We start from the raw sequence: 14,553 nt of genomic DNA, 5'->3' as shown, positions 1-14,553 counted from the left end.
ATTAAAAGCGGGTATAATCAGTTGTATCCGGCATGAACCAGCGAATACTCACACTCTTTCGGCCGGTGCTGTCAGCCGGATTGAACTGCAGGTCGTCAGGCCCAATTCGCTCATTACCCAGCCAGACGCTCACCCGGGCCAGGTCGTCGTCAACGTAGAAAGTTAAGCCCCGCACCTCATCCAGACTGGGGACAAACGGCCCAAACAGCGGGTCATCGATCTTCTCAATGTGGATTTCCTTTCCCTGCTCGGTCTGGACAACCTGGTACTTCACGTACTGTTGAGCCAGATTGTACTTGAGAAGGCGAGAAGTCCGGGTCACCAGGATCTCACCACGGTAGTACTCGTCAGCCAGGTTACGTAGAGCAGCTCGCGCCGACTCCCAGAAAATCGGCCAGTCAATGTTGGCTCCCAGATGCTGGGCAACAATGGCGTACTGGCCCTTGGCCTTGAGTTCGGCTAATTTCTCTGGCTTCAGCTGTTCGGCCAAATACATCGGGTTCCACAGCCAGCGGGTTTTGCCCTTGGCGTCAGTCCCGGCATCTGTGTAGCGATAGAAAGCCCAAATTTTACGACCATCTCTGAGCTTTCGCGGGTAGAGCATGGTGTCCCGCCCGATGGTGTTCATGCATGGACCCCAGCCAAACCGGATCCCATAATCCGCGAGCAGATCGGTATGGTAATACTGGCGGCATTCAGGGTTGTCCCCTTGCATGTACTTCATTGTCGGCCGGTTCGACAGGACAAAATTCTGGATGTTGCTCTGGTTGCCGTGGTCAATCCAGACCTCAACCTTGATCCCGTTGGCTTTCAACTCCTTTAAAGCCTCCTGTGCCATGGTACGGGAAAACGGTCCCGGCGAATTGTCCATCCGAATAAAATCTCCGTAAGTATGAATGCTGTCAATCCACCCGGCCCGGTAATACTTGATGATCGCTGCTGCATCCTTCTTTTTCCGCCAGTCAGTCCCATAGAAATAGCTCATCTGGTCAGCGAAGGTATGCCCCTTCTGATCAATGTATCCAGGTTTGTCCGTCGCCACATACATCCAGAAAGAATCCGCTACATCTAACCCCAGTCCTTCACCCATCGAGGTCATACTTTTCGTATTCAGATACCGGTGAATCTCTTCAAACTCCTCTAAGGTTGAACCATCAATGTCAGAAGAAATCGCTAACATCGCCTTGTACGGATATGGGAATTTCCTTAATTCTACGCCCCCATGCTCGGCGGTTGTGAGCCTGGCCAGAAAACGATAGAACGGAACCACCACAACAGCAAGAGCAACAATGAGGAGCACACCTAAGACAATCTTCTGCTTAAGCTTCATGTCAGGCCTCCCATTCCATTAGTCGGTCCCAACCCCATTAGGGAATCGAACAGGTTTTGTTTGGAATACCTCCCCTGCGTCAGGTAACTTCTGAGCCCTTCCTTTCCCAGGAGTAAACGGCGGATCTTCCGCCGGCTGTAGCCCAACTGCTGATACTTTTGGGCCGCGCTTTTTAACTCCTCCCAGTAAGCGATCTTATTGAGAATAGCTTGCTGTCCATTGGGCACACGCCCCAGCAGGGCACAATAAATTTCTTTCACCGGCAGCCTGGACAGTTGTCTCCATGCTGCAAGGATCTGATTAATGTCTTCATATAAATAGGAATGTTTAACCCGCTCTCCCAAAAACAAATCACCGCTAAAAAGGTACTGGTGTTGTGGTTCATACAAGCAGATGTGGTCCGGGGTGTGCCCACCCGTGTGGATCACCTGCAGTCGATAATGCGGCGTAATAAGTTCACCCCCCAGAGGCAGCACCTCTGAACCATCTGGCACCCGCCAGACCAGCTGGCGGAACCATTCCATTCCGAGTCTAGTAGAAGGCTCGCTAATTATTGGAAGCGCCATGGGGTGAGCGTATATCGGGATCCCCCACTCATCCTGAATCGGCTTATTATTGCCGATGTGGTCCTCATGGTAGTGAGTATTCACAACCAGTTGGGGAGGAAATCGACGCAGGGCTTGCATAAACTCTTCCCGACAGTAGATACCGCCGGTGTCGATTAATAGACCGTCAAAAAGGAAGGCTGAGGTAGTAAACCGTCCTCCCCCAGGAATTGTTCTCGACATTTTGAATTGAATCACATGACGATGATGAATAACTCTGAGCATCAGCGCTCACCTTTTTTACATTCTCTATACATCTTCAACGTTGTTTTTACCCGCCACCCGCTGATGCTTGGCGATACGCGCCAGACGTTCTAACCAGTGTTCATCACGCTCCCCATTAATATCCTTCAGCAACCCAGGCACATCATTCGCGCCCCGATAAGTTTCTGAACTCTGCACTGGAGCTGAGGCCGTGGTTTCCTCTAATGCCGAGGCCACTTCCAAAAAAGCTGATTCCAACTGCCATTCGTCCGGATCAAGGAAAACCGGGTTATCCTTTTTTTCCGTTAGCCGACGAATGCTGAAGTAGTCCGCCCGGTCGTCAACCTTATGCAATCCTCTGGTATGCCAGTTGAAACTTGACACCAGGGGAAAGATAGCATCCGCATGATACAGTCGCCAGGCCACCCGGTGGTGGAAAAGCTTGTTTAGTTTGGAAGGAGACAGGTTGGTCGTAGTGATGGTCAGTTTCCCGTGCTGACGGTGCGTCAGAATATCAAAAAGACAATCCTGGGCAAAAGGCGTGGCCGCTGTTTCGGTCAGCTCGTCAAGCATTAACACGTCCACTTCTCCCAGCAATTTGGTGGCATCCAAGATATCTACCCGTCGGTTGTCGCCTGTCCAGGCACGGAAAGAGCTCATCAAGCGATTAACATCGATACGGGTGAAGGTTAAATCAAGTTTTTCCCGCTCATTTCTTTCCACTATGGCATTGAATAAGCAGCAGGCCAGGAACGTCTTGCCAGAGCCAGGTGGCCCGTAAAGAAGAACGTTTTTCTCGGGAATTTCCTGGGGAAATTTCTTAGCCAGTTCGGTACAGAAAAGAAACGCGTCCATAGCCGTTTTGTGGGCAGTCGTGGTTTCGTCAAGCACATCGGATTTCAAATAGGCGCTGAAATCAAATTTATCAAATGTGGCTTCGCGATAGGCCGGCGGTAACCCCATTTCTTCAAATTTCCGTTCCCGCAGCTTGTTGATCTGACACTGACACGGCCACGAGCGGTTGGTCCGCACATCAATAACCAGGCCATCGTGACAGTTAGGCGAATACTTACAGCGTTTCGCCCTGGCCTCTTGTTCGATTTGCGAATAACGCTGGGGATCACTCGTCCGCATCTCGGCTAATGCTTGCCTGGCCCGGTTGATCTGCTCTAACAGACTGCGGGTCAGGATCGCCCTGGGTTGTTCCGGCTCATTCATCTGAACTTCACCCCATTTACACTCGCCATCCTCAACTCGCGGCGAATTTGCCCCGAAAAAGGGTATACCCGCCGATAGCTTTATAAGTGTATTATACCGGCATCTGGTCAGGAAAAAAAGAAGCAGCCCTTTTTCCCCATAATTACTTTTCACTGAAAAACTGCAACTGGGCCGCCTCCCAAAATGGGATGGCGGCCCGCGATAATTCAACAGCTATTCTCTTTGGCAGGTGCTTTTCAGGAAACCGTGTCTGATAAATTAGCCGGCCTGGCGCTGCTGTTCGAGCAAATAATTGACCTGCCGCGCGCCCAGGGCCATCGCTTCTCGGTTGAGCGGAATCAGGTGATGTTTTTCCGCTGGGAAAACCCGCTGGAGACAATTCAGCACTGATTCCACGTTCACTACTGGCACAACTTTCAGAAACGCCCCCAGCATTACCATGTTCGCCACTTTTATATTCCCTAACTCGTAGGCCAGGTCATTAGCCGGGATCTCGTAGACCTGAACATCGGTCCGTCTGACCGGCCGCTCAACCAGCGAGGAATTAAACAGGAGCAGACCGCCTGGTCTAACCTTAGCTTCAAACTTCTCCAAAGACGGCTGGTTCATGACTATCGCCGCCGTAGCCCGTTCAAAAACTGGCGAATCGATTTCCTCGCGGCCGATGGTAACTAGGCAATTGGCCGTCCCACCGCGCATCTCCGGCCCATATGCCGGCACCCAGGACACTTGCAAGCCTTCCAGCATGCCCGCGTAAATTAAAAATTGTCCTACTGACAGGACCCCCTGGCCGCCAAATCCCGCGATAATAATTTCATGCACCATCTACTGTACCTCCTTCGGCAACCGATACTCCCCAAGCGGGTAATAAGGTATCATGTTTTCAACCAACCAGTTAATCGACTCCTTCGGCGAAAGACCCCAGTTCGTGGGACAGCAGGCCAGCACCTCAACTAGGGAAAAACCCAGACCTTTTTGCTGGCACTCAAAAGCGCGCCGGATCGCCTTTTTGGCCCGGTTGATTTCCTTGGGGTTATGCACCGATACCCGGGCTACGTAGGCCACTCCCTCCAGGGTCGCCAGCATCTCGGCCACCCGGATTGGATATCCCTGAGTGTCCTGTCTCCGGCCAAACGGTGAGGTGGTGGTCACCTGCCCCAGAAGTGTGGTCGGGGCCATCTGCCCTCCCGTCATGCCGTAAATGGCATTATTCACAAAAATTGTTGTGATCTTTTCCCCCCGCGCAGCGGCGTGGATGATTTCCGCCGTCCCGATAGATGCCAGATCACCATCCCCTTGATAAGTAAAGACAGTCCGCTCCGGCAAAACCCGTTTGATCCCGGTCGCGACCGCCGGAGCCCGTCCGTGAGCCGCTTGCTGCATATCCACATTAAAGTACTCGTGTGAGACCACCGCGCATCCGACGGGACAAACCCCTACCGTCGTCTCGCGAATATTTAGTTCATCGATCACTTCAGCCACCAATGTATGGATGATCCCATGGCTGCAACCGGGACAGAAGTGCCATGGCTTCTCCGTCAGCGCCTTAGGCCGAGCGAACACTGCCATTGACCGCCACCTCCTCATCTGCCAGCTGGCAAATCATCGCAAAAATCTCATCAGGACTGGGGACAACTGACACCCGACCATAGAAATGGACAGGCACCTGGCCGTTTACCGCCAGTCTTACATCTTCGACCATCTGGCCCAGGCTCATCTCGACACTAAGAAAAACCCTGGCCTTCCTTGCCGCCCGTTGGAACGCCTCGTCAGGGAAAGGCCACAGGCTAATGGGACGAAGCAGGCCCGCCTTGATGCCGACCTGCCTGGCCTGACGGACCGCCCGCCTGGCGATCCGGGCAGTGGTTCCATAAGCAACCACCACAATTTCGGCATCCTCCATGAAGAACTCCGCGACTCGTTTCTCCCGCTCAACCATCGCTTGCCATTTCTGCTCCAGGCGACGATTATGTTCTTCCAGTTGCTCACCCTGCATAAAAAAGGAAAAGATTTCGTTACGTTCCCGGTTAACTGCCCCGGTTGTTGCCCAGGGCTTGGGCAGCACCGGCGGTTCCTGCGTTGGTAGGACTACCGGCTCCATCATCTGCCCGAGCATGCCGTCACTCAAAATCATCACCGGGTTGCGGTACTGGTCTGCTAGTGCAAAGGCTTCCCAGGTCAGATCAATAATCTCTTGAACGGACGCTGGAGCCAGGACGATCAGCCGGTAATCACCGTGACCACCACCCTTGGTAGCCTGAAAGTAATCAGACTGCCCGGGCTGGATACTGCCCAGACCAGGTCCTCCTCGCATCACGTTGACGATCACCGCGGGGAGCTCAGCGCCAGCCAGATAGGAAATCCCCTCCTGCTTTAAACTAATTCCTGGGCTGGAAGAAGAAGTCATTACCCGGGCTCCTGCTCCCGCCGCCCCATAAACCATATTGATTGCCGCGATTTCACTTTCCGCCTGGAGAAAAACACCCCCCACCGCTGGCAGACGCCGGGCCATATACTCCGGCAGTTCACTCTGCGGAGTGATCGGGTAGCCAAAGAAATACCGACAGCCGGCGCGGATAGCCGCCTCCCCGATTGCCTCGTTTCCTTTCATCAAGACTTTATCCACTTTATGCTCCCTCCTGGCCGATTTCGATGCATAAATCAGGACACATCCGCGCACACAAGGCGCATCCCGTACACTGGCTGCGGTCAGATATAACAGCCGGATAAAAACCCAAGGGGTTTAGCCGGTTGGATGTGACCACTAAATTTTTCGGGCAGGTAATCTGGCAAAGCTCACATCCTTTGCAGCGATCCTCGTGAAACACGATTTGAACCATCTGGCTGACCTCCTTGAACACAATTCTAGAAAAACTAAAAACCTCTCGCCTGATTTCACAAAATCAATCAGGACGAGAGGTTCATTCCCGCGGTACCACCTGAATTGCTGCCTGAAAAAGACAGCCACTCTGCCTGCGACCATCATCGCAGCGCATTATAACGGACGCACGCCGGCCTCACTTACTAAGTCCAAGACCGTTCAGATGGCAACTCCGGGATGATATTATATACCGCCTTAGTACTGGCTCTCAGCCCACACCAGCTCTCTGTGACTAAGTGGTGCGATATACAACAAGTTCCCCTCATTGTTTTTATCGTATAACATTTTTTAATTTGGTTTTACTATAGCGGAATTTGGCGCAAATGTCAATAAAATTTTTATGAAATTGAAAACTGCTCGTAAAAAAGTAGAAATAGATTCGTAAAAAATCCCCTGCTAAAAAAAGGAATTAGACCCCCGGGTACAGAATTTATTTTAGTCAGGAAAAGAGGTTTATGTCCCATTACTAGTGAAAAATAGAACTTAATCACTATCCATAAGATAGATCCGCAAAATATTTCCACCAAGCAACGCAACTCCCGTTATTACCAATCACTGCTAAACTTGACCATAGCATTATGTGGGTAGTCCTTCAGGAGGTGGGATATGATTAGGCTTATCTAAGATGTCGGCAAGAAAAATTTTTAAGGGGGAAGGTATTAATGGTTAACGTCGTGATTGACGGAATCAAGGTGAGCGTCCCAGAGAATTACACCATTCTTAAAGCCGCTCAAACGGCTGGAATTAACATTCCCACCCTGTGCTTCTATGAAGATCTGACCGCCAAGGGAAATTGCGGCATTTGTCAGGTGGAAATTGAAGGAGAAGCCGAACTCAAGAAAGCCTGCACCGAACTGGTGAAAGATAACCTCGTAGTTAAAACCAACAGCATTAAGGCCCAAAAGGCTAAGCGGGAAGCCCTGGAGCAGATCCTGAGCCGTCACCCGGCTGAGTGCCTCACCTGTGCCCGCAATCAAAAGTGTGAGCTGCAAGAAGCCGCGGCTATTTTCGGCGTGCGCGAAATAGCGGCGGCAGAAGTTAAGGATTTCCCCATCGACACTTCTACCCCTTCAATCGTCCGTGACTCCAGCAAATGTATCGGCTGTATGCGCTGTGTCGATGTCTGCAATAACATTCAAACCGTAGGGGCGTTAGTGGAAGAAGGCAATTATTCCTTTACCGTTGATCATAAACCACTGATTGAGACCAAGTGTGTCATGTGCGGACAGTGCGCCCTGGTCTGCCCGGTCGGCGCCATTACGGAAAAAGAAGAAATCGATCGCTTCCTGGCCGCGGTAGCCGATCCGAACAAAGTTGTAGTCACCCAGATCGCACCTGCTGTTCGGGTGGCTATTGCCGAAGAGCTCGGCTTACCTACTGGCGAACTGGATATGTTAAAATTTGTCGCGGCCTTACGGCAGATCGGCTTTGACCGGGTCTTCCACACCAACTTTACCGCCGACCTGACCATTATGGAAGAAGGTCATGAACTCCTCGAGCGGCTGCAGCACGGCGGCAAACTGCCGATGATCACCTCCTGCAGTCCGGGGTGGATTAATTTCTGCGAAACCTTCTACCCGGATCTCTTAGACCATCTGTCTACCTGTAAGTCGCCACAACAGATGTTCGGCGCCCTGGTTAAAACCTACTACCCACAAAAAGTTGGGCTTGACCCGGCCAGCATCTTCTCCGTCTCGATCATGCCCTGTACCGCCAAGAAATTTGAGGCCCAGCGGCCGGAGATGCAGGACAGTGGTTACAGGGACGTCGATCTCGTCCTAACCACCCGGGAACTGGGCAAGCTCTTCAGAATGTGCGGGGTAAAGTTTGAGGCGCTGAAGCCTGACAAGTTTGATTCCTGGATGGGTGAATACACCGGCGCTGCAGTCATTTTCGGAACCACCGGTGGCGTGATGGAAGCGGCCTTGCGGACAGTTTACGAGGTCGTCACCAAAGAAACCATACAAAATGTTGATTTCCTGCCTTGCCGTGGTCTAGAAGGAATCAAGGAAGCATCAGTTAACCTTAATGGAACAGTGGTCAAGGTCGCGATTGCCCACAGTCTGGGCAACGCCCGGAAACTCCTTGACCTGATTCGCGAGGGTAAAGCTGACTACCACTTCATCGAAGTCATGTGCTGCCCCGGCGGCTGTATCGGTGGCGGCGGTCAACCAATCCCGACCACTATGGCCAAACGACAGGAGCGGGTCAATGCGATCTACGCTGAAGATGCTGGACTGCCGAAACGGAAATCCCACGAGAACGAAGAGGTCATGGTCCTGTACAAGGAGTTCCTGGAGAAACCGCTTGGCCACAAATCGCACGAACTCCTGCACACCCATTACCACCCGACCAACAAGTAATTATTCAAGAAAATAAAATAGTTCATGCAGACATAAAAGGTGAGTGGACTTCGTAATATCCAACGAAGTTTCTACTCACTTTTTATGTCGTCTAGGAAACCATGTTTAAACTATTACCCAAGTAAAGTATTGGTCCCTACCGATAGATTTTCACGATCCCACCTGGCCGAAGCTCACCAGACGATTTCTGGTTCCAGCTTTTAATGCGATAAGACATTTCCCGTGGGTCCCGGTCCGGAAAATAGAGTTCAGCCAGCTGCCAGTAAGTCTCCCCTGGCTTAACAACGTGACAGAGCACTGTTTTATCTGAACAATCGGCGGCATTTAGTCCGGACCTGGCCGCAACTGCAAAGAGGAATATTGCCATGGCAAAGAGAATGATCTTAAACCAGTTACCCAAAAAATTCTGCGCTCGTGTTCGCCTGCGAACAGTGTTCATCATGGTCCCTCCAAACGCTTGTTCTTTATATCTCAGTATAAACATGAACGTGTGTTTGGTCAAGAGGTGAGCGCACATTTTTTCGGTTTTTGGTTGGGGGATAGTAAATTATTTGACGGGAATGATAGTATCTAGTGAGAAGACTAATGAGGTGAGAGCATGATTCCACTTAAGGACTGTATCAAGCCCAGGCGATTTCCTTTTGTCAACTACTCCCTGATCCTGTTCACCATCATAATCTTTTTCTATGAGCTGACCTTAAGCCCGCGAAATCTAGACCAACTCCTGGCTGCTTACGCCGTCATCCCGGTGAAAATCACCTGGTTTTTTCTTCATCCCTGGGTGATTACCGGGGCAAATGTCCTGCCTTTAGTCACCAGCATCTTTCTCCACGGGGGTTGGGTTCATCTCCTTGGGAACATGCTCTATCTATGGATCTTCGGCGATAACGTAGAAGATCGGATAGGCCACCTCAGATTTCTTTTGTTTTATCTGCTAGCGGGAATTATTGGGAACATTGCCCAGGTTTTGTCTAACCCATACTCGACCAGCCCCTTGATCGGCGCCAGTGGCGCCATCGCTGGTGTACTCGGTGCCTACGTGATTGCTTTTCCCCGCGCGCGTATTCTCACGCTGCTGATCGTGATCTTTTTTGTGACCACAGTCCGGATACCGGCCCTGTTTTTCATTGCCTTCTGGTTTATCCTCCAGTTGTTCAACGGATTGGCTGTTCTGTCCGGCGCGGTCAGCCCGGTCGGCTGGTGGGCCCACATCGGCGGTTTTCTTACCGGTTTGCTGGTGATGCACATTCTACACCAGCGGGCCGACCTATCCGAATGGGGATGCAAAGACCGGTTTTAGCGATCAACAAAGGACGAATCCCAAGCGGAATCCGTCCCTCATTATTTCGCTAACCTATATTTCGATTTCGTCGAGAGGAATATATTTGCATGTCTTTCTTCAGGTTGACCACCTTTTGTTCGGCCTCTTGCTTCTTGCGTTGGGCCTCAATTCGGGCAACCACTTTGGTTTCCAATTCCTTCTTTTTCATGGCTCGTTCGGCAATGGCTTTGGTGATAAAATACTGCGATAGAATGAAGCAGACCTTCACAGTTAAGAACAGAATCGAAAAGAAGAGAAACATCATTTGAAATCTCGTCATATCGCTCACCCCGAACCCTTTTGCAACCTTTGCCCTTCATTATTGCAAAATCAGTGCCAACGTAGTTAAGGTCGTGGGGTAGCCGTAAAACCCAGTAAAAACGCTGATGTGCAAGCTGAATTAAGGCGAATCAAGGCTTTGTGATTGCTCTAACATATACTAATGGAATAATCTTGTTCCAGTCAAATCAGGAGGTACTTATCCCTCATTGGGTTAAATACGCATTTATTAGATTGTTTTGGAGTGGAACTGTTACGTGCCAAGATGGTACATTTATGTTCCATTTGATCGTAAGCACACAAGCAGAGGGTGTTTTATATAACAATCACAGCAAACGCGATAACCCAAGGATAATTTCTAAGAGAAACAGGATGATAATCGCCAGTTCCATTAACGTTGACCGGTGGTTAATGATCTCATCACTGAGCATCGAATAACTGCGCTGGATAACTGAAATTTTTTGTTGAATGCTGTCCATCCAGGCCTGAGTTCGAAAACTCGCCAGAGCAGCTCCATAAACCCGGGCATAGAAAACATCTTCGGTAACTTTAAATGAGTTCTCAATTTTGTCCATGATCTCTGTCACATCCACCACTAGTTCCATCATCTTTTTCATGATCTGCCGGTATTTTTTCAGGCGCGAGTACCAGCCCTCTTTGTCAGCTAACTCAAGGGCATCATACATGCGGTTTAATTCACCCGATAGGAGATTGTCATAATAGCGCAGTTCCAACAGTTGGGTAATAGCAAATTCTAGCAGGTCGGGGATGTCCGTACTTCCCTCCTCGTCGTAGACCAGGGCCGCATCCCAGGTAATGATCGTCAGATCTTTACTTCCATAGGAAAAGGAATGCTTGAGTGTGTCCTCCCGAACCTGTCGACTTACGACCTCATTCTCGCTGAGCAGCAAGGGTACCGGATCCCACTCTGGTCGCCAGCGGCGAAAGAAAAAAATCGTGAAGTCTTCGGCAAAATTGCTTCTCACTGGCATACTTGTCGCTGGGATCAGGTTTTTCTGCAAGGTAAACAACAATTCCTCAAAAAGCGGCTCCAGTTCGTCAGTCCCATTCAAATATATGGCAAGGTCTTTAATCTCCTCGTAGCCCATTTCTGCTGGCAATTCGATCCGCAGGATGAGGCCGATCACCCCCAGGTTGTAGACCCGGGCCAGCACCGCGGCCTTGAACAATCCGAAGCAGAGCATGATACGTCTTTCCCCGATATCGACAGTAACTGGGGGATTTTCAATGTGAATAGACTTGGGTTTAACTCGGGCCAGTTTTAAGCGGCTGGTGGGTTTCTGCCCGGCCAGAATTTCCTCAACTTTGGTCAGGTTAATTTCTTCCGCGATATCAAACATTCTGTAAAGCCAGATAGAATTGGTCAGGTTAGTCACGCTCTCTTCAGCCCCCGGAAAGCTTATCATTTAATCCGTTCATTCAACTCGAATTCTTCCCCAGATCGTTTTATTTTATCGCCAGTGCTTGGTAAGATCACCTTTGAACAAGCTGTTTTATTTAGTTTTATTTAAATCAAATTGCCCGCCAGCATGCATGCCCGGTCCGATTATTTAGCACAATATACTCATACTGATCAAACATGGAGGCAAGCAAATGTATTTTTTTCGCACTATTTCAGTTAAACCAAAGCTGCCCGAACAGATTTCCCGGCTTCAGGAATTAGCCTATAATCTGTGGTTCAGTTGGAATTCCCACGCCCAGTTGTTATTTCAGCGGATCAACAGTGAGTTGTGGGAGGAAGTATACCATAATCCCGTCAAATTTTTGCTGCACGTCAAGCGTAAAGATCTGGAGGCAGTAGCCCACGACCCGGCGTATCTTGACTTGTACCGGCGAGTCTTCACCGACTTCGACTACTACCTGACCGCAGATAAATGGTTTCAACAACAACATCCGGAGCTTTGCCGCCACACGATCGCTTACTTTTCCGCCGAGTTTGGCTTTCATGAATCCCTCCCCATCTATTCTGGTGGCCTCGGTGTACTCGCTGGCGACCACTGTAAATCCGCAAGCGACCTTGGTCTACCTTTTGTCGCGGTAGGATTATTGTACAAACACGGATATTTTACTCAGAAAATCAACCGGGATGGCTGGCAGGAAGCGGTCTACCCCCATCTTAATTTCTATGAAATGCCCATCCAACCGGTTGCCCGTCAGGACGGATGCGAAGCCACCATTTCTGTGGATCTGCCGGGACGAACGGTTTACGCCAAGCTCTGGCAGGCTCAGGTCGGGCAAATCAGGGTCATTCTCCTGGACGCTGATGTCGCTCTGAACCGTCAGGAAGACCGTAAGTTAACTGGGCAGCTTTACGGCGGCGGTCTCGATACCCGGATCTCCCAGGAAATTCTGCTGGGCATCGGAGGAGTTAAAGCTTTGCGGTCCCTCGGGATCAACCCTGACGTCTGGCACATCAATGAGGGTCACTCCGCCTTTCTAACCCTGGAACGAGTTCGAGAACTGGTTCAGAATGGTATCCCGGTCACCACCGCCAGAGAAGTAATTCGAGCCAGCACGATTTTTACCACCCATACCCCTGTGCCGGCTGGCCATGACATTTTCCCCGCGGAGATGATCGACCACTACCTGGGTCACCTGTACCGGCAGCTGGGCATGGACCGGGACGCTTTTCTCGAGTTAGGCTGGGATCGCGACCGCAACGGCTTCAATATGACCTTACTCGCCATGAACCTGGCCGGCTACTGCAACGGGGTCAGCCGTTTACACGGAGAAGTCACTCGCAAGATGTTCCGCTGGCTGTATGGAATGGTTCCAGTTGAGGAAATCCCAATTACCTTCGTCACCAACGGTATTCACATGGAGACCTGGCTGGCCCAGGAGTTAAACGATTTATTGACCACCCATCTGGGGGCAGACTGGAAGAAACACCTCACCGAGCCCGAGTGGTGGGAAAAAATCTCGACTATTCCGGATGAAAAACTCTGGCAAACCCACCAGACTCTAAAGGGAAAAACCATTCAGTTCGTTCGGGACAGCCTGGTCAAACAGCGGAGCCGCAACCACGAATCAGTCGAGCAAATCCGGGAAGTTCAGGACTACCTGAATCCCCAGGCTTTAACCATTGGTTTTGCCAGGCGCTTTGCGACTTATAAACGAGCCACCCTGCTGTTTCGCGACCGTGAACGATTAATCAAAATGCTGAACGACCCGGAGCGGCCGCTGCAAATCATCTTTGCTGGTAAGGCCCACCCGGCCGATCAACCGGGAAAAGAGTTGATCAAACAGATCTATGATATCTCCAACGAAGAACCTTTTAGGGGCAAGGTGGTTTTTCTCGAAAACTATGACATCAATCTGGCCCGCCACCTGACCCATGGCGTAGATATCTGGCTGAACACGCCTCGCTGGCCGATGGAAGCCAGTGGAACCAGTGGGATGAAAGCGGCCTTAAACGGGGTGCTCCACTGTAGTGTGCTTGATGGCTGGTGGCCGGAAGCCTACAACGGCGAAAACGGCTTCGCCATCGGCGAGGAAAAGAATTATCTTAACGACGAAGAACAGGATAAAGATGATGTCTATTCTCTCTACAGTCTCTTAGAAAATTTTATTATCCCAACTTACTATAAACAAGAGGACGGTCTACCCCGGGAATGGATCAAACTGATGAAAGCCTCTCTCCGCACCATCCCCTGGCAGTTCAGTACCGAGAGGATGGTACAGGAATACGCAGAACGCTTTTATGTCCAAGCCATTGCCCGCGGCTTAACGCTGACGCAAGAAAACTTCCAGGTAGCTGCCGACCTCCACTCCTTTAAGCGGTTTATTCAGGAAAACTGGCACCACGTCACCATTACAGCCGTTGAAGCCAAGGGAAACCACGTCAATGTCGGGGATGAGTTAGAAGTCAACGTTCGAGTAAAGCTTGGTCCAATTAGTCACGAAGCGGTTCAGATCGAGCTCGCTTATGGTCAAATTAATAATAACACGAACACGCTACAGAATCTAAACACCACCCCGATGAAGTTTATGGCCCAGGATGGTGAAGGCACATATCGTTTTACTGGCAGGCTGCCACTGAAGGAGCAGGGGACACTCGGCTATACGGTTCGGATCAGGCCGGCCCACCCTCATTTCGCCCATCACTTTGAACTACCCCTGGTCACCTGGGCTCCCTGCTTCTAAAACAACATGTTTTGGTCCATAATCGAAAATGCACGCGCTGACGTGCATTTTCTCTTTTCATTGAGCCTTTTGCAATTTTCCAACACTTGATTTACTAAGGATTTTAGGGCCATAAAAAAGGACTTCACCCCAATTTGGAGAAGTTTTCAAGTAACCAAACCGAAAACCCCATAAAGGAGTGAAGTCAC

13 protein-coding genes and 1 other annotated feature are annotated in these 14,553 nt (G+C 50.5%); of the genes, 3 read left to right on the top strand and 10 right to left on the bottom strand.

Annotated elements, in window-relative coordinates; translation table 11 throughout:
* Window position 1 precedes the first annotated feature (1 nt).
* The 7 genes from HPY81_08355 to HPY81_08325 form a co-directional block, all read right to left on the bottom strand.
* A complete protein-coding gene (locus tag HPY81_08355) occupies window positions 2–1,330 on the bottom strand; it encodes a hypothetical protein (protein ID NPV27437.1) in 1,329 nt (442 codons plus the stop codon).
* Entirely contained in the window at window positions 1,327–2,160 is an 834-nt protein-coding gene (locus tag HPY81_08350) for an MBL fold metallo-hydrolase (protein ID NPV27436.1), read from the bottom strand. The genes HPY81_08355 and HPY81_08350 overlap by 4 nt, the downstream gene beginning before the upstream one ends.
* A 24-nt stretch (window positions 2,161–2,184) precedes the next feature.
* Window positions 2,185–3,357 (bottom strand): ATP-binding protein, encoded by a 1,173-nt coding sequence (locus tag HPY81_08345; GenBank protein ID NPV27435.1) that lies wholly within the window; start codon window positions 3,355–3,357, stop codon window positions 2,185–2,187.
* Between the two features lie 258 nt (window positions 3,358–3,615).
* Window positions 3,616–4,182: a 2-oxoacid:acceptor oxidoreductase family protein gene (locus HPY81_08340; GenBank protein ID NPV27434.1), complete on the bottom strand. Its 567-nt coding sequence runs from the start codon at window positions 4,180–4,182 to the stop codon at window positions 3,616–3,618.
* Complete coding sequence (locus HPY81_08335) at window positions 4,183–4,926, bottom strand: 2-oxoglutarate oxidoreductase (GenBank protein ID NPV27433.1); 744 nt, start codon at window positions 4,924–4,926, stop codon at window positions 4,183–4,185.
* The gene (locus HPY81_08330) at window positions 4,904–5,968 is read right to left on the bottom strand and encodes a 3-methyl-2-oxobutanoate dehydrogenase subunit VorB (protein NPV27432.1); all 1,065 of its coding nucleotides are present in this window, start codon (window positions 5,966–5,968) and stop codon (window positions 4,904–4,906) included. The genes HPY81_08335 and HPY81_08330 overlap by 23 nt, the downstream gene beginning before the upstream one ends.
* A 16-nt stretch (window positions 5,969–5,984) precedes the next feature.
* Window positions 5,985–6,197: a 4Fe-4S binding protein gene (locus HPY81_08325; protein NPV27431.1), complete on the bottom strand. Its 213-nt coding sequence runs from the start codon at window positions 6,195–6,197 to the stop codon at window positions 5,985–5,987.
* Between the two features lie 65 nt (window positions 6,198–6,262).
* Window positions 6,263–6,513, bottom strand: a binding site (T-box leader).
* Window positions 6,514–6,900: 387 nt separating this feature from the next.
* On the opposite strand from HPY81_08325, the gene HPY81_08320 reads away from it, so the two are divergent.
* Window positions 6,901–8,601 carry a 4Fe-4S binding protein gene (locus HPY81_08320; GenBank protein ID NPV27430.1) on the top strand — a complete coding sequence of 567 codons (1,701 nt, stop codon included), beginning with the start codon at window positions 6,901–6,903 and terminating at the stop codon, window positions 8,599–8,601.
* 136 nt (window positions 8,602–8,737) lie between these two features.
* Here HPY81_08320 and HPY81_08315 read toward each other — a convergent pair whose 3' ends face one another.
* On the bottom strand, window positions 8,738–9,040 hold the full coding sequence (locus tag HPY81_08315) for a LysM peptidoglycan-binding domain-containing protein (GenBank protein NPV27429.1): 303 nt from the start codon (window positions 9,038–9,040) through the stop codon (window positions 8,738–8,740).
* Window positions 9,041–9,199: 159 nt separating this feature from the next.
* On the opposite strand from HPY81_08315, the gene HPY81_08310 reads away from it, so the two are divergent.
* Window positions 9,200–9,901, top strand: coding sequence for a rhomboid family intramembrane serine protease (locus HPY81_08310; GenBank protein NPV27428.1), 702 nt, complete (start codon window positions 9,200–9,202; stop codon window positions 9,899–9,901).
* Between the two features lie 49 nt (window positions 9,902–9,950).
* On the opposite strand, the gene HPY81_08305 is transcribed toward HPY81_08310, so the two are convergent.
* Both HPY81_08305 and HPY81_08300 read right to left on the bottom strand, forming a co-directional pair.
* Window positions 9,951–10,202: a hypothetical protein gene (locus tag HPY81_08305; GenBank protein NPV27427.1), complete on the bottom strand. Its 252-nt coding sequence runs from the start codon at window positions 10,200–10,202 to the stop codon at window positions 9,951–9,953.
* A 325-nt stretch (window positions 10,203–10,527) separates the two neighbouring features.
* Window positions 10,528–11,589, bottom strand: coding sequence for a hypothetical protein (locus tag HPY81_08300; protein ID NPV27426.1), 1,062 nt, complete (start codon window positions 11,587–11,589; stop codon window positions 10,528–10,530).
* A gap of 226 nt (window positions 11,590–11,815) precedes the next feature.
* Here HPY81_08300 and glgP point away from each other — a divergent pair, with 226 nt between their 5' ends.
* Window positions 11,816–14,365: an alpha-glucan family phosphorylase gene (gene glgP, locus HPY81_08295; GenBank protein ID NPV27425.1), complete on the top strand. Its 2,550-nt coding sequence runs from the start codon at window positions 11,816–11,818 to the stop codon at window positions 14,363–14,365.
* Window positions 14,366–14,553: the final 188 nt, after the last annotated feature.

This window comes from Bacillota bacterium, from assembly GCA_013178045.1.
Lineage (GTDB): Bacteria > Bacillota > Ch66 > Ch66 > Ch66 > Ch66.
The sequence above is the reverse complement of the archived record's forward strand: the minus strand, read 5'-3'. Positions and strand labels throughout refer to the sequence as shown.